The organism is Pedobacter changchengzhani, from assembly GCF_004354365.1.
GTDB lineage: Bacteria > Bacteroidota > Bacteroidia > Sphingobacteriales > Sphingobacteriaceae > Pedobacter > Pedobacter changchengzhani.
Window position 1 is genome coordinate 182,835 of record NZ_SJCY01000002.1, and the last position, 17,163, is coordinate 199,997.

The following is a 17,163-nucleotide window of genomic DNA, read 5'->3' on the forward strand; positions in this document are numbered from 1 at the left end:
AATAATAAGTTAATGTGCAAAGTTACTATTCTATATAAATTATGTATCAGTATAAGCAAACTTAAAATTTAATTTATACCTTAAACTTTCAATTTATCTATATGCACGAAGAACATAAAAAGTGGTACAGCGCAAATTTGCATACCGATATGGAGATGCTCATATTTGGCCACGCAGGCATTCCTATCCTATTGTTTCCAACAAGTATGGGCAGATACTATGAAAATAAAGATTTTGGTTTGATAGATGCTGTGCAGGATTTTATCGACGAAGGCAAAATTAAAGTTTATTGTGTAGATAGCGTTGATAAACAAAGTTGGTACAACAAAGATATTCATCCGGCAGGAAGAGCAAAAAATCACATCTGGTATGATCGTTATTTACTAGAAGAGGTTGCGCCATTGGCCAGAAATGAAACTGGGCACAGTAAAATTATAACTGCTGGCTGTAGTTTTGGTGGCTACCATGCCGCTAACTTTGCGTTTAGGCACCCATGGTTGGTAAGCCATGTATTTAGTATGAGCGGTGCTTTTGATATATCGGGCCAGTTAGATGGTTTTTATAATGATGATGTTTATTTTAATAACCCGGTAGATTATTTGCTGAACAATAGTAACCCCGAATTGCATTACTTAAAAATAGTATTAGGTACATCCGATCGAGATATTTGTAAGCCAGATAATGAACGATTATCTAACATTCTGGCAAAAAAAGGAATCGATCATTGGCTAGATGTTCGGCACAATGCCGACCACGATTGGCCAATATGGAGAGAGATGTTTCGAGACTATATTTCGAAGCTGTAAAAACTTAACCTATTTAAACACAACGGTTGTGAAACAATTTATGGATTAAACCCGTTACAATTAAATAGATGTGGAAGCTTCAAAAATTATATCATTTTATAAATACAAGCTTAATTAACCCTTAAAAGAAATTAAACAAATGAAAAAGATAGGTATTTTATTTGGCCAAGAACGCTCTTTTCCGGAGGCCGTTATAGAGAGAATAAATCAAAAAGCAGAAAAAGACATTACTGCCGAAGCTGTTAAAATTGATAAAATGTTTCAGAACGCAGCGTTAGGTTATGCTGTAATCATAGATCGTATTTCTCAAGATGTTCCATTTTACCGCGCATCGTTAAAAAATGCTGCAATTACTGGTACTGCGGTTATTAATAATCCATTTTGGTGGAGTGCTGATGAAAAGTTTTTCAACAATGCCCTTGCTGAACAAATTGACATTCCTGTGCCAAAAACGGCTTTAATTCCTTCTAGGGAGCATCCAACGGGAACTACTGGAGAATCTTTTTCTAATTTAACCATGCCCTTAAATTGGGATGCAATTTTTGAATATACTGGTTTTCCAGCCTATATGAAACCTTATGACGGTGGCGGATGGAGAGATGTTTATAAGTTGCATGATAAGGAAGATTTTTTTCATAAGCACGCAGAAACCAAACAGCTGGTGATGTTGTTGCAAGAAGAAATTATTTTCGAAGAGTATTTTAGGTGTTATTGCATTGGTGGCAAGCATGTTAGAATTATGCAGTATGAACCTCGCAACCCACAGCATTTGCGTTATGCTGTCGATAAACCTGCATCGAGCCAAAAACTTTTAAAAACCATAGAAGAATATACTTTAAAGTTGTGTAATTATTTAGGATACGATTTTAACACTGTAGAATTTGCAGTGCGTGATGGTGTGCCTATTGCGATAGATTTTTGCAACCCTGCGCCAGATGCTGATATTAAGAGTGTAGGACAAGAAAATTTTGATTGGGTGGTAGAAACTACGGCAAACTACGCCATCGAACGGGCAAAAGCGCAAAAAGATGGTCAAGATAATTTAACTTGGGGCGAATATATTAAAGCTTCGGTAGGTGGAATGCCGTTAAATGCAAAAACTACGACTGCTAAAAAAGTAATTGCCCCAAAAGCAACTTCTACAAAAGCAGATGCTAAAGTTGCCCAGGTAAAAGCACCTGCAAAACCGAAAGCAACAAAAAAATAAGAGGGATTTTCTAACCAAATATTAAAATTATGAACGAATTTACGCTGGGTATAGAAGAAGAGTATATGGTAATTGATCCCGTTACCCGAGAACTTACTTCTCATGATCAAAAAATTGTAGAAGCTGCACAAAAAATTCATAAAGACCAAGTTAAGGCAGAAATGCACCAAGCTGTGGTTGAAGTAGGTACAGGCATTTGTAAAAATACCACCGAAGCGCGGAAGCAAATTTCGCAACTCCGCTACACCGTTTCTCAATTAGCAGGCGAACAAGGTTTACGCATTGGCGCTGCGGGCACGCATCCATTTTCGCACTGGGCAAAACAATTGATTACTGAACATCCTCGCTACAACGAAATTGTAAACGAATTGCAAGAAGCCGCTCGTTCTAACTTAATTTTTGGCTTGCATGTTCACGTTGGTTTTCAATCCAGAGAGCTTGCCATACACATTGCAAACCAGGTTCGCTATTTTTTACCGCATGTTTTTGCGCTATCTACCAATTCTCCTTTTTGGGAATCGAGAAATACAGGCTATAAATCTTATAGAACCAAAATCTTCGATAAATTTCCACGTACCGGAATTCCTGATATTTTTAACAGTATTGAAGATTATGACAATTATGTAAAATTGCTGATTAAAACCAATTGCATGGATAATGCAAAGAAAATTTGGTGGGACATTAGAGTACATCCGTTTTTTGATACCGTTGAATTCAGAATTTGCGATTGCCCAATGTTGATTGATGAAACCATGGCATTTACAGCACTATTTCAGGCTTTATGTGCTAAACTTTATAAACTGCGCTTGCAGAATATGGAGTTCATCAGTTATTCACGGGCTTTAATTAACGAAAATAAATGGCGGGCTGCACGTTACGGAATTGATGGAAATTTAATTGATTTTGGTAAAGAGATGGAAGTAAATTGTCGCAATTTAGTACTCGAGCTTTTAGATTTTGTAGATGACGTGGTAGATGAATTGGGTTGCCGAGAAGACTTAAATTACATTCATAAAATATTAGAACATGGTACCGGCGCCGATAGGCAGTTGGCAGTTTATGCGCAAACAGGTAACTTTGAATCGGTGGTAGATTACATTACCACGCAAACACTGATAGGTGCAAAGTAATTTTACAATGAACAAAACAAGCTTAAAAGTTGCCGTTATAGATTTGAATAATGGTGCGCCAAACCAAGGCATGCGCGGCATTCAAGAAATTTTATCCCGTTTTAAAACCGAACATAATATCGATCTTACTTTTGATATTTTTGATTTAAGACAAAAAGGAGAAATTCCGAGTATTAATTATGACGCCTACATTTCTAGTGGCGGACCAGGAAGCCCGTTGGAAAGTGAAGGCGAAAAATGGGAGAACGATTTCTTCAATCTGTTAGATCAAATTGAAAATTTTAACACCCAAAATAACGAAAAAAAGAAATATGCTTTTCTAATTTGTCACTCCTTTCAATTGGCATGCCGAAAATATATGTTAGGGAATGTTACCGAAAGACGATCGAATGCTTTTGGAATTTTTCCCATAACCTTAACCGAAGATGGCGAAAAAGATAGTGTTTTTAGTGGCATCACAAATCCTTTCTTTTCTGTTGATAGTAGGGATTGGCAAGTTATAGAACCAGACTTTAATGATTTTGATGAAAAAGGAGCTAAACTTTTAGCAATAGAGAAAGAGCGCAAACATGTTAATTTGGAGCGTTGTATGATGTCTATCCGTTTCACTAACGAAATTATTGGCACTCAATTTCATCCAGAAGCAGACCCTGTGGGCATGAAAATGTATTTACTACAGGAAGATAAAAAGAAAGCCATTACCGATTTACATGGCGAAGCAAAATACCTCGACATGCTAAATAGTTTAGATGATCCTGCTAGGATTGTACTTACCCAAAGTATTATTTTACCAAATTTTTTAAAACGAGCAGTCGGAAATTTGCTTTCCAAATAGTTGCTTAATTGCATGGCACAGAAGATAAACATCATCTTTATTACTTCGAGATATTATAACCATAAATAGTATGATACCAGCGTTGCGTGAGAAATACAACCGAGAATTTACGATAGAAAAGTATGAAAATTTTCTAGCTAAGCTTGAGGAAGGTTACTTTGATATCCCATTTAGGGTTGCAGAAACACCCATTTTTATTCCAAAAGCACTAAAGGAAAAATTGATCGCTGCTGGCGAAGAAATTATAAAACTAATTAAACAGCCAAATTTTAAAGAGCTTACTCAAAAATCCATCCCAGCAAACTGGACTGTACCCAATGAAAATGACCAACCGCACTTTTTAACATTCGATTTCGGTATTTGTAAGGATGAAAACGGAGAGTTGACACCGATGCTAATCGAGATGCAGGGTTTCCCTTCGCTGTACGGTTTTCAAGTTCATTTAGCAAATACTTTTAAAAGCTGTTTCAATATTGATGCTTCTGTTAACTACTTCCCTAATGGGATGGATGAAGCAAAATATATTGATTTGTTTAAAAAAGTTGTGATTGGAAAGCACCAGCCTCATGAAGTTGCAATAATGGATGTTGATGCCCTAAATCAAAAAACAGCAATAGATTTTTATGTTACCCAAAAAATGCTAGGTGTTAAAATATTAGCGCTCGAAGACATCAAAAAAGTTGGTAAAAAGCTATTTTACGAGGAGGATGGAAAGAAAATTCAATTAAAAAGAATTTACAACCGCCTCATTTTCGACGAAGTAGCGAACAACACAACAATTTTTAAAAACAGTTTCGATCCACGCGAAGATATTGAGGTAGAATGGGTAACGCATCCAAACTGGTTTTACCGAATTAGCAAATACACTATGCCTTTTTTGAATAGTAAATTTGTACCCGAAACACGATTTCTAAATCAAATAGAAACCATCCCGACCGATTTAGAAAACTACGTTTTAAAACCGCTATTCTCTTTTGCCGGCATGGGCGTTATTATAGAAGTTACAGAAAAAGACATTACAAACATTCCAGACCCAGAAAATTGGATTTTACAACGAAAAGTGAGTTACGAGCCCGCGGTGCAATCGCCAAGTGGTGGTGTAAAAGCAGAAATTAGAATGATGTATTTATGGGCAGATGGAGAAGAACCGAAACTGTGCATTAATTTAGCACGTTTAAGTAGAGGGAAAATGATTGGCGTACGCTACAATGCCGATTTTGATTGGGTTGGCGGTACGGTTGGTTTTATGGAAGAATAGTTTCGTGTTTTAACCACAGAGAAAAAAAGAGAAAAACAAACTGGCACAAAGAGAACATCTATCTCGGTGTAAAAACTCAGTGCTCTTGGTGGTAAAAAACAGTAAGCAAAACAATTTACATTGAACTGAAACCAAAACTAGCAAAGGTTACTATATTTGTGTTATGGATATTCAAACCATATTAGTTTTTTTATTTTTTGCAGCTGCATTGGTTTATGTGGTTCGTTTAGTATATAAGTCTGTTCAATCTAAAAAAAATGGTTGCAGCAGTGGATGTGGTAAATGCGGTGTAGATTTTTCGAATATAAAAACACCTAAAAGCTAATCTAGTGATATGATTAACGAGTTTAAAAAATATTTAATAGAAAAAATAAAGATAACTGATGAACAGTTTGAAAGTATTTCTTCAGGATTAAAAGTTAAAAAATTCGATAAAAACCAAATCATACAATATAAAGGCGATCAATTTAAACACGGCTATTTCGTGGGCAAAGGTTTATTGCGTAGTTATTCTATCGATGCAAAAGGCAAAGAACATATCTTACAGTTTGCACCAGAAAATTGGTTAATATCCGATAGGAACAACATGAATAACGAACCTTCGGAGTTTTTTATTGATGCAATTGAGCAAACAGAAGCCATTTTAGTACCCAATCATTTTATGGATGATGCAACCGCAAAAGTACCATCGTTACAAGCTATGCATAATAAATTACTTAATAATTCAATTCGCTTTATGCAGAAAAGAATTAATTTACTGTTAAGTGCAACCGCCGAAGAAAGATATTTAGATTTTATTAAACTTTATCCAAACCTAACTTTAAGGGTGCCACAATGGATGATTGCTTCCTATTTAGGCATTACGCCAGAATCGCTAAGCAGAGTGAGGAAAGAATTAGCTAACAAACATTTTAGGTAATATGCAAATTTATCAATTTGTTAAGCATCTAATTAATTAACATACATCAATTTACATTCCACACTGTGCCTATATCTTTGTGTTGTTAATTAAAAAAGCTAAACACAAAAAATTATGGCAACTACAAAATGGATATTAGATCCAACCCACAGCGAATTACAATTTAAAGTAAAACACTTAATGATTACTACTGTAACGGGTAGTTTAAAATCTTTCTCTGCAACTTTATCTTCTAACGAGGATAATTTTACAAACGCAGAAATTTCGTTCGATGGAGATCTTAATTCAATTGATACTGGAAACACAGATAGAGATAACCATCTAAAAAGTGCCGACTTCTTTAACGCTGCCGAATTTAATTCAATGTCTTTTAAATCTCAGTCAGTTGAGCAAGATGGCAACGATTTAACCGTAAAAGGCGATTTAACGATTAAAGGAATAACTAAACCCGTAACATTAGCGATTGAATTCGGCGGTATCGCGACCGATCCTTATGGAAATACAAAAGCTGGATTTACGCTAAGTGGCAAAATTAACCGTACAGATTTTGGCTTAACGTGGAATGCTGCGTTGGAAACTGGTTGCGTTATGGTAAGCGAAGAAGTTAGAATTTTAGGTGAATTACAATTTGTAAAACAAGCTTAATTGCAGCCAGGAATATAGAATAAACAGCAAAGTTTAAAGACAGTATGGTCGGTTTTTAACGAATACCGAAGAAGAAATAAGAGAAGCGATTGCCGATTACAATCAGGGCAAATTTAGATATCTCGAAGAATAATCTGCTAAACACTAACAAAAGCCGATAAGTCAGTTAAGATTTATCGGCTTTTTTATTTTATCAAACATTGTGGTATTCACTCAATCTTCATATAAAATAACCACATTTGTTTACTAAATCAGATTAGAAAAATGTCCGGAAAACAAATTTTTCAAACCAACAACAAGCGAAGATGGAACACATTTACTTGGGTAAGTCGCTCGTTCTTTTTGGTTTTAATTATAGCCTTAATTTGCGTTGCCTACACGCTATATTCAGTACAATACCCAATTTTACCGATTATAAATACAACTATTCCGCTAACGGAAAAGAAAATAGCTGAGATGAAAAAATCGCAGCTTTACAAAGATTTTCGTGTTCAAAAATCAAAGTTGCAACAAATTAAGCTCGATCGCGAAAAAAGAAATCAAACCCATCGTGGCGATAATAAGCGTATAAATTTAGCTTTTTACGTAAGCTGGGCCGGGGTTAAAGAAAAATCAATATCCGATTTAAGGCAAAACATTAGCCATTTAGATATGGTTGCCACAGAGTCTTTCTTTTTAAACGGCGATTCTATTGTAGATAAATCAGATACGCTAGCGCTTTCGGTTATTAAAAAAGCGAAAAAGACTGCCATTGCTGTCGTATCAAATTATGGCAAATCAGGTTGGGATGGTAACGCTATAAAAAGATTGCTAAACAATATGCCCGTTCAAAATAAGGCCATATCACAAATGATTATGCTTACCAAAAAGCATGGTTATAAAGGCATCAATATCGATTTTGAAGAGTTAAACTTAGAAAGTGATGTTCCATTCGTCGCTTTTATGAAAAATCTTTACACTCAGTTTCACGCCGAGAATTTACTGGTTACGCAAGATATTTCTCCAGAAAATGATGATTATAAGCCTGAAGTGTTGCAACACTACAATGATTACATCATCTTGATGGCTTACGATCAACATACCGATCAAAGTAACGCCGGTGATATTTCTCACCAAGAATGGGTAGAGGAGAAATTGGATAAAATTTGCAGTAAAATGGATGCCAACAAAGTTATTTTGGCATTGGCATGCTATGGATACGACTGGCCGAATGGCAAAGTTGGCAAAAGCATTACTTATGATGATGCAATTATAAATGCCGGCCACTACAAAAGCACTATAAATTTCGATAAAGCATCAGCCAATTTAAACTATAAATATAAAGATGAGAACAATATTGAACACCAAGTATATTTTACAGATGCAGCCACGAATTTTAACCTAATTAGAAAAGCCGATGACTGGGATATTGCTGGAATTGCATTGTGGCGTTTAGGATCTGAAGATAAGCGCCTTTGGCAATTTATATCTGATGATTTAACTTTAGGCGTATTACAAAAAAAACCATTTGATTTAAGCACAATTTCGGTTTTAAAAAATGGAACAAATATAACTTATGTTGGCAACGGCGAAATTTTAGATTTAGTTTCTACACCAACACCTGGACAGGTTACGTTCACACTAAATAAATCAAATTTTACGATAGACAACCAGGTTTACAACAAAATTCCATCACCTTATGTGATTAAAAGATTTGGCGAAGCAGATAAAAAAATTGCTTTAACTTTTGATGATGGCCCCGATCCGGTTTATACCCCACAAATTATCGATATTCTAAAAAAAGAGAAAGTACCAGGTTGTTTCTTTGTAGTAGGCATTATGGCCGAAAAAAACATGGAGTTGTTGAGGCAAGAGTATGATGATGGATATGAAATCGGGAACCATACCTTCTTCCATCCAGATATGTCGGCAGTTGGGCCAAATAGAGTTAAATTTGAGTTAAACGCAACACGTAGATTAATAGAATGCGTAACCGGCCACAGCACTATTTTATTTAGAGCACCATTTAATGCCGATGCCGAGCCTCAAAATGAATCGGAAATTTTACCTGTTGCACAAAGTAGAAAAGAAAATTATATAAATATTGGCGAATTTATTGATCCCGAAGATTGGGAACCTGGCAAAACTGCCGATCAAATATATAACGAGGTAGTAAAGCAACAAGATAATGGAAACATTCTTCTTTTACACGATGCCGGAGGAAACCGAGAAGCCACAGTAGCCGCATTGCCTCGAATTATCAAACTTTTTAGAGATAAAGGTTATACGTTTACAACCGTTGGCGATTTGATGGGCAAAAAAAGGATAGAGGTAATGCCTCTTGCAAATTCTGATGCTAATGGCGGTTTTATAGGCTCTGGCGACTACTTTTTTATTAGTTTTTTTTACTATGCGAATATAGTGCTGAATATAATTTTTACCATTGCAATTGTTTTAGCCATACTGCGCACTTTATTTATAGCGTATTTAGCCATCCGCCAGAAAAAGCGGTCAGAGAGAAATGCCTATAAACTTGTGCAAAACCCTAATGATAAGGTAAGCATTATTATTCCGGCTTATAATGAAGAAGTTACGGTTATTCAAACCATTAACAGCTTATTAAAAACTACCTATCCAAACTTCGAATTAATATTTGTTGATGATGGATCGAAAGACAAAACCTTTCAAATGGTGAGCGAGCAATTTGGCAACCATCCACAAGTTAAGGTATTTAAGAAAGAAAATGGCGGTAAAGCCTCGGCTTTAAATTACGGTATATCAAAAGCTACAGCCGAATTTGTTATTTGTATTGATGCAGATACGCAATTAAAAACTGATGCGGTAACTGAACTAATGCGCTATTTTTACAGCCCTAAAATTGCAGCGGTTGCTGGCACAGTAAAGGTTGGAAATGCGCATAATATAATTACCAAGTGGCAATCTATCGAGTATATTACGGCGCAAAATATGGATAGGCGTGCATTTGATCTACTTAATACCATAACCGTAGTTCCTGGTGCTATTGGTGCATTTAGAAAGGATATTGTGTTAGAAGTTGGTGGTTTTACAATTGATACCCTTGCGGAAGATTGTGATTTAACCATGCGGATTTTAAGAGCAGGCTATAAAGTTAAAAATTGTAGCACTGCAATTGCATACACTGAAGCGCCAGAGACTGTAGAAATGCTTTTAAAGCAACGTTTCCGGTGGAGTTTTGGCGTAATGCAAAGCTTTTGGAAAAATAGAAAAACCTTACTAAATAAAAAATATGGTTATTTCGGAATGGTGGGTATGCCTAATATTTTAATTTATCAGATCATTTTACCACTATTTTCGCCATTGGCAGATTTGTTTATGCTTTTATCGCTAATAAGCGGAATATTCTCGCTAAGCGCGATTAACAATTTAACGCTAACGGGTTTTAGTGGCATATTAAGCTTGCACAATGGTTTCGGCCAAGTGTTATTTTACTACCTTATTTTTATTATTGTAGATATGTTTTTTGCTGCCATTGCGTTTAAAATGGAAAACGAAAAATATAAAAATCTACTCTACCTATTCCCACAACGCTTTTTTTGGCGTCAACTTATGTATTTAGTTTTATTTAAATCATTTAGAAAAGCACTAAAAGGCGAATTAGAAAGCTGGGGAACACTTAAAAGAACAGGGAATGTGAAAGAGGAAATGGTTTAGTTCTTCGTAAAAACACCAAGTTAAAAAGCCGAGCTGAAATTAAATTTCAACTCGGCTTTTTTAATAATAACCTTTCGGTTTATTTAAGATATGATTAACCGATAATCGTATTTCAAGAAGCTTTACACTTAACGATTTAAATTTTTTCGATCAAACATACTGCATACGCAACCACGCCTTCTTCCCGGCCTATAAATCCCATCGTTTCATTAGTTGTGGCTTTAATAGAAATATCTTCGGTAGAAATACCAATAGCTTCGGCAATATTTTGTTGCATGGCCTCGATATAAGGATTTATTTTCGGGGCTTCTATACATAGCATAGCATCAATATTGCCAACTTGGTAACCCTTCTCTTTTATTAATTTTACGCTTTCTTTTAACAAGATTAAACTACTTATACCTTTCCAACGGTCATCGGTATTTTTAAAATGGAAACCAATATCTCTTAAATTGGCAGCACCTAAAAGTGCATCGCAAATGGCATGTAACAGTACATCGGCATCAGAATGCCCAAAAGCACCTTTATGATGCCCCAAATCAACTCCACCAATAATGAAAGGATGATTATCTTTTAACTGATGTACATCAAACCCAAAACCTACTCTTATTTTCATCCGTATAAATTTGCTTTAGTTAAACAAAGACATTAACATTTTCTGCCCATTTCTTCGAAATCGATGATCAAAATGTTTTTAAGAATAAACGATAAAATTAATGGAATGGTAGTACCGATTACTTTCTAGCAATATTCTTATCGCCAAAGTTAAACAATAAACTAAAACGCAAGGTATTTGCCAGCGGACTTGTTTGCGTATTCGCAATTAGATAAGCAAAATCGATATTAAAAACATTGTATTTTAGGCCTGCACCAAGTGTAATATATCTACTATCTCCCTTCTGCGGACTTTGATAATTGTAGCCACCTCGCAATGCAAATTGTTGGCTATACCAATATTCAATCCCTGTTGATATTCCAACTTCTCTAAATTCTTCTTTAGCGCCACCGGGTGCATCACTAAAAGAACCAAAAATACCAGCCGGAACCGATCGATCTGGATCTTTCCCACTCACAATGTTATTATTCGAATCGTAAATTGGTTGCGTAGGAACCAGCAATTTATTAAAATCTAACGCAAAAGTAAATTGATTAAAGTCATCGATGTTGATAGTTGATGAACCGCCCAATTTCAAATTTGTTGGCAAAAAATAAGCTTTCTTCCCGTTAGCATAGCTTAACTTTGGGCCAATGTTTGATAGGTTTGCACCCGCAGCTAAAATGGCGCTCTTTCCAAATAAAATAGTTTCAGTTTTATATAATCCAGATACATCAACGGCAACGGTTTGCCCGCCACTGTTGGCTATTCCTGCGCTTACCTGCCCCGAAGTTAAGTTTGAATAAATGTACCGTAAAGAACTCCCAAGCGAAAATTCATTGCCGAACTTACGTGCAAAACTCACATCAAATGCCAACTCACTGGGGCTTGCAATACCTAAATCTTGCTGACTGTTATCTGTTAACTGGATTTGACCTAACGAAAAATAACGTAATGATGCAGCGATTGTATTGCGATCATCGAGTTTGTAAAAACCACTAACGTATGCTAAATTAATATCAGGAATCAAACTTTTTAACCACGGACTATAAGATAATGAGAACCCATAAGGCTGATCTAAAAAAGCCAACTTCGCTGGATTATTGCTTGCCGAATTTACATCGCCAGAAACGGCAACTCCAGCATCGCCCATAGCTGCGGTTCTAGCATCTGGTGTAATTAACAAAAATGGAACCGCGGTAATAATATTATTCGTTTCTGTACCGTTAGTTTGAGTAGATGATTGCCCATAAGTTTGCCCACCCCATAATAAAATTGAGAACATGGAAAAAGCAAGTTGATGAGCACACTTGAGATTCATTCTTTAAAGATTCGTAATTTAGATAATGTAGAATTTTTCTTTTTCGTAATATTTTAAAACGTAAAACAGCTGATAATATTTTAAACTTTGTACAGAATTGACAAAAACGCCTAATTTAAAATATAACAATGAACATCAAAAAATAAAATTTTCGATAATTACAAGCCTCAACAGACAGTTTCTTACCTAAAAAATTGAGTTTGAATACATTTAAATACAATATTTTTAACGCTGTTCGAGCAATATAATGATTTGGAATTAGTAAGGTTAGTTCGTTTTCTTTTTAAAAAACCCATTAATTTTATCGGCGATTGCTTCCTTTACCTTTTCTGTGGCTTTAGCTTTAACAGTATCAATTTTCGCTTGTGCTTTTGCTTGCAATTCAACTTTTTTCTCTGCTATAACGTTGTTTACTACATCCTTAGCCGTTGTTTTTGTGTCACCCACACCATATTTTAAACCAATAGTAGGTTTTAACATTGTACCACCTAGTACAGCATTTACTTTTATGGTTTCGCCTATAGATACATTAGTGCCAGCTTTACTATTTAACTTTGCAATTAAAGCATTTGCTGTTTCGTTCGCTTTACCACCCAGCATGGCTCTTGGAATATTTAAAGCTAGGTTGTAATCCATACTTTGGTCCAAACTATTAGATCCTTGAACGTTCATAACAATACCATCCTTTTTAATGTCGAAAGGCGCCACATTTAAGCGACCGTTATTTATTTTAAATTTGGTAATTAGATTATTCAATTCCAATTTCTTAAACTGATCAGAATTAAGCGCGCTCGCCAATTTATTTAAAGGTTCAAAACCATCAATGGTAGCTTGAATAATATCTGCTAAACCATCAGCATTTATACTAGAGTATATCGGCATCATCCGCTCATCAAGATCCGAATTAAATTTTAAACGAGTAGAAAACACACCTTTAGCATATTTAGCCACTGGAGCAAGCAGTTTAACTGTATTAAAAGCATTAAAAGCTTTTTGAATACTCATTTTTTCTATCGCAAAATCCACATCCACCTTTGGCTTTTTCGGGTCGGTGGTTGCGTAAAATCCATTCATATTAACTGTCCCTTCGAGCATGTTCATCGCCATATTTTTAAAAGTGATGGTTTTGTCTTTTGCCAATAAAGTACCTTTAGCATTTGTAATATCATAAGTATCGTACAAAATACGGTTTGCCTTGGCAGCGAAGGTAAAATCGATATTCCCCGGCACTTCAAAAACCGAAAGTTTAGTGCTAGGTTTTTCTTTAGTTGCTGTAACCACAGCTTTTGGGCCTATCAATTCATTTACATCAATTAAATTAGCCGATAAATTAAAAACACCTTGAAGTGCTTGATTCTTTTTGAAAAAATAGCTCAAATAATTATTCACAGTTCCATTTACCGCAAAATCACTTTTCCCTACCTTGGCAATTAAATTGCTAAGCGAAATATTTTGAGGACTAAAAGTCATTTTAGCATTTGGCACACTAACTGGCATGGGCACATTTTTACCTGCATAATTAAAATCATTAACCAAAACCATTCCCGATGCTTTAAAAGCACCATAATTGCCTTTATCAATGGATGATTTATGACCGCTAGCCTGAACATCAGCATCCAAAATCCCACTCAATATCATGTCTTTCATCGGGAAAATTGCCGTCAATTGCTTTAAGTCCAGTTTTCCCTTCAAAGCCATATCTACAAAAGGGTCCGTTTTTGGTGTTTTCAAAAGCAGTCTGCCATCAACAGGCACTTTACCAAATTCTAAATGAAATGCTGGTACACTCACAACCGTGTGATCAATAATTCCATCCGGATTGCTGATATTAGACTTTACTTGAATATTATTTATTGCAGAAGGTAACGAAGGATATTTTATTTTACCGTTTTCGATAGATAAATTCACGTTGAAAGCAGGCAAAGTTTGCTCATTATAAGTACCTTTTACCATTCCGTTCATTGCAAAATTTCCGGTGGCGTCCAAATCCTTAAAATTAGATGAATAAATTGCAGGTATCAACGAAAGGAAATTTTTAAGTTCAGATTGCTTCGCATCAAATTTTAAATCCATAACCATATCTCGATTATTTGGCCGGGCTAAATATCCAACTGCCGACAGAATAAGCTCATTCAGCTGAATTTTATTTTCAGCAAAAGTAAACTTCATGTTTTTCATGTCGATATCAATTGGCAAATCTGCCGTTAGCTTAACCTGGTTTAAATAAGGAATTCCGGCATACTTTACCGTTAGCTTCTCGATGGAAGACTGCGTATTTAAAGTGAACAAATCTTTTGTAAAATCGCCTTTTCCGCTATGATTTAGCTTATCTAACTTGATAAAAAACCCTAACGATGCATCATCATACACAATAGTTCCGTTATCAATTTGATATTTTTGTAAGGCAATTTTGAAATTTTTTTGCGCCGTATCGGTTACCTTAGTAGCACTATCGGCCTTCATAATGTTCCAATTAGACAACCCACTTTTTAAAACGCGTGCATAAATTTTTGGAGTTGCTAACGAGATGGAGTTTATTTTGTACGTTTCTCCTTTTATTACACTCAACAAATTAACATTTAACTGCAAAACTTTAAAATTCGCCAGCGTATCTTTTTTAAAACTATCTACACCAATAATTACCAAATTGTTGATTTTTATGCCCAAATTGGGAAAACTAGACAGTATGCTTAAATCAAAATCGTCAAAATTGACTTGTGCATTCACACTTTTATTTATGCTAGATTTTATTTTTGCATCTATTTCCTTTTTAAAAAAGATAGGAATGATTGACAATGAGACAATAGCTAGAATGAAAATAGCTGCGATTACAATTAAGGTTTTCTTTAACACGATTAAAATTTAAGATAATTTGTGAGATTTCTAACGGAGTGTGGCAATTAATGCGCCAATTAAATTTACATTTTTTTTAAAATATAGCAATTTACCATATCGTGGCATGGAACGTGCACAATACAAATTCCACTTTTTCGTTAAGTATTAAAAAATTAATTATCAATATTAGCTTCACAAATTTCACAAACCAATTTATTTGCTTAATTTTAACAGCCGAAAGGTGTTAAAAGCAACAAATTTCGGTATCCTTATGAAAAAAACTTTACTTTATTCTTTCGCCGTTATAGCTATTTCTACAACAATGTTCAGTTGCAGTAGAAATAAGGGAGCCGGAGTATCAAATAAAACAGGCATCCCTTATGCTAATAAAAACAACAAAACTTATGGTAGTTTTGCTGTTGCAACCCAGTACCAACGCGCACCAGGCCCAGGATTAATACCAATTGAGGGTGGCGTTTTAGTTGTTGGTGGAAGTGCAATCGAAGTTCCGGGCGTAGAACCCAATATTTACAATTACAGAAGGCAAGTTACAGTACCATCTTTTTATATGGATGAGACCGAAGTTTCAAATACCAACTGGTTGGAATATTTACACTGGATAAAAACAAGTTATCCTGATGATAATGAATATTACTACAATGAATTGCCTGATACTTTAGTTTGGCGCCGTGCATTATCTTACAACGAACCGTACGTTAACAACTATTTAAGACATCCAGCTTATCGCGATTACCCTGTTGTAGGTGTTTCGTGGGAACAGGCTTCTCGTTTTTGCGAGTGGAGAACTTCTCAAGCCAACGAATATATTTTACGTCAAAAGGGAATATTAACAGATTACAAAACGTTAGCGGGAGGTAATAAACCTGGTGGTAAAAACAGTTCTGCAGGCACTGCAACTGCAACACGCCCAACTACTCCATTTAATACCGATGCCTACCTTAATGGGCAGTATGATGATAAGGGTAAAAATGCACCAAAAGATTACAACGCCCAACCCGGTGCACCTGCAACTGGAAAAGGCGCAAATGCAATTCCTACACGTAATGCAACATTAGAGGATGGTGTAATTATGCAGCCATACCGCTTACCTACAGAAGCAGAATGGGAATATGCCGCGCTTGGCTTGATAGGAAACACAGAATATGAAAATATTACGCAACAAAAAATTTACCCTTGGAATGGTTTAGGTGTTAGTTCTGCAGCGAAAAAAACCCGTGGTTTGGTACAAGCTAACTTTAAACGAGGTGTTGGAGATTATATGGGTGTTGGTGGATCTTTGAATGATAAAGCCGATTTAACTGCCCCGGTTATTTCTTATGCACCAAACGATTTCGGTTTGTATAACATGGCCGGAAACGTAAATGAGTGGGTAAACGATGTATATCGTACTGGTACTTTTAGTGATGCCGATGCATTTAACCCTTATCGTGGTAACGTGTTTGAAAACAATAAACTATCTGACGCGAAAAAGGGAACGATTGCACTTGATAAATACGGTCAACCGATTAAAGAGAAAGCATACGCTGGACGTAAAGAAACTTGGGCAGAGAAACAAGCGTTATCTCGAAGAGCAGATTCTATTGCAAAATCACCCGATCCATCTACTCCGGTTACACCATACATAGCCGATGAGAGAGGTTACAGAGACAAGCAAAACAAATTATTAAATGAGGAAGGCGTTACCTTGGTTAACGATAAATCTAGAGTGTACAAAGGTGGTTCATGGAATGATATGGCTTATTGGTTAAACCCCGCAACCCGTCGTTTTTTACAGCAAGATGAATCATCGGCAGAAGTTGGTTTTAGATGTGCAATGACAATGCTAGGCGCACCCGAGATAAGTACTAAAGGCAAACGAGGATTCAAACCCGCCCAACCTAGAGTATTTAAATCGAAAAAATAATATATAAAAAAGGCTT

The 17,163-nt window shown here is 35.7% G+C and carries 13 protein-coding genes and 1 pseudogene; 11 read left to right on the forward strand and 3 right to left on the reverse strand.

Features of this window, described 5'->3' with window-relative positions; all coding sequences use genetic code 11:
- Positions 1 to 101: 101 nt before the first annotated feature.
- The 10 genes and pseudogenes from EZJ43_RS03645 to EZJ43_RS03690 all read left to right on the forward strand — a co-directional run bounded on the left by EZJ43_RS03645 (position 102) and on the right by EZJ43_RS03690 (position 10,472).
- Positions 102 to 806, forward strand: coding sequence for an esterase family protein (locus tag EZJ43_RS03645; RefSeq protein ID WP_133261317.1), 705 nt, complete (start codon positions 102 to 104; stop codon positions 804 to 806).
- 139 nt (positions 807 to 945) lie between these two features.
- Positions 946 to 2,013: an ATP-grasp domain-containing protein gene (locus EZJ43_RS03650; protein WP_133261318.1), complete on the forward strand. Its 1,068-nt coding sequence runs from the start codon at positions 946 to 948 to the stop codon at positions 2,011 to 2,013.
- Positions 2,014 to 2,042: 29 nt separating this feature from the next.
- Positions 2,043 to 3,143, forward strand: a complete 1,101-nt coding sequence (locus EZJ43_RS03655; protein ID WP_133261319.1) for a carboxylate-amine ligase — start codon at positions 2,043 to 2,045, stop codon at positions 3,141 to 3,143.
- Positions 3,144 to 3,150: 7 nt separating this feature from the next.
- The gene (locus tag EZJ43_RS03660; RefSeq protein ID WP_133261320.1) at positions 3,151 to 3,978 is read left to right on the forward strand and encodes a type 1 glutamine amidotransferase; all 828 of its coding nucleotides are present in this window, start codon (positions 3,151 to 3,153) and stop codon (positions 3,976 to 3,978) included.
- Between the two features lie 70 nt (positions 3,979 to 4,048).
- On the forward strand, positions 4,049 to 5,236 hold the full coding sequence (locus EZJ43_RS03665; RefSeq protein ID WP_133261321.1) for a hypothetical protein: 1,188 nt from the start codon (positions 4,049 to 4,051) through the stop codon (positions 5,234 to 5,236).
- A 163-nt stretch (positions 5,237 to 5,399) separates the two neighbouring features.
- Positions 5,400 to 5,561 carry a FeoB-associated Cys-rich membrane protein gene (locus EZJ43_RS03670; RefSeq protein ID WP_133261322.1) on the forward strand — a complete coding sequence of 54 codons (162 nt, stop codon included), beginning with the start codon at positions 5,400 to 5,402 and terminating at the stop codon, positions 5,559 to 5,561.
- Positions 5,562 to 5,570: 9 nt separating this feature from the next.
- A complete protein-coding gene (locus tag EZJ43_RS03675) occupies positions 5,571 to 6,155 on the forward strand; it encodes a Crp/Fnr family transcriptional regulator (RefSeq protein WP_133261323.1) in 585 nt (194 codons plus the stop codon).
- A gap of 114 nt (positions 6,156 to 6,269) precedes the next feature.
- Complete coding sequence (locus EZJ43_RS03680; protein WP_133261324.1) at positions 6,270 to 6,800, forward strand: YceI family protein; 531 nt, start codon at positions 6,270 to 6,272, stop codon at positions 6,798 to 6,800.
- Positions 6,801 to 6,849: 49 nt separating this feature from the next.
- Positions 6,850 to 6,933: pseudogene (locus tag EZJ43_RS17460) on the forward strand (hypothetical protein); the annotation flags it as partial.
- A 131-nt stretch (positions 6,934 to 7,064) separates the two neighbouring features.
- The gene (locus EZJ43_RS03690) at positions 7,065 to 10,472 is read left to right on the forward strand and encodes a glycosyltransferase (RefSeq protein ID WP_133261325.1); all 3,408 of its coding nucleotides are present in this window, start codon (positions 7,065 to 7,067) and stop codon (positions 10,470 to 10,472) included.
- 136 nt (positions 10,473 to 10,608) lie between these two features.
- On the opposite strand, the gene ispF is transcribed toward EZJ43_RS03690, so the two are convergent.
- The 3 genes from ispF to EZJ43_RS03705 form a co-directional block, all read right to left on the reverse strand.
- Positions 10,609 to 11,088, reverse strand: coding sequence for a 2-C-methyl-D-erythritol 2,4-cyclodiphosphate synthase (gene ispF, locus EZJ43_RS03695; RefSeq protein ID WP_133261326.1), 480 nt, complete (start codon positions 11,086 to 11,088; stop codon positions 10,609 to 10,611).
- Positions 11,089 to 11,206: 118 nt separating this feature from the next.
- Positions 11,207 to 12,388 (reverse strand): type IX secretion system outer membrane channel protein PorV, encoded by a 1,182-nt coding sequence (porV, locus tag EZJ43_RS03700; RefSeq protein WP_133261327.1) that lies wholly within the window; start codon positions 12,386 to 12,388, stop codon positions 11,207 to 11,209.
- A 267-nt stretch (positions 12,389 to 12,655) separates the two neighbouring features.
- Positions 12,656 to 15,115 carry an AsmA-like C-terminal region-containing protein gene (locus EZJ43_RS03705; RefSeq protein WP_243718034.1) on the reverse strand — a complete coding sequence of 820 codons (2,460 nt, stop codon included), beginning with the start codon at positions 15,113 to 15,115 and terminating at the stop codon, positions 12,656 to 12,658.
- A 379-nt stretch (positions 15,116 to 15,494) separates the two neighbouring features.
- On the opposite strand from EZJ43_RS03705, the gene EZJ43_RS03710 reads away from it, so the two are divergent.
- Positions 15,495 to 17,147 (forward strand): SUMF1/EgtB/PvdO family nonheme iron enzyme, encoded by a 1,653-nt coding sequence (locus EZJ43_RS03710; RefSeq protein ID WP_133261329.1) that lies wholly within the window; start codon positions 15,495 to 15,497, stop codon positions 17,145 to 17,147.
- The last annotated feature ends 16 nt before the right edge of the window (positions 17,148 to 17,163 follow it).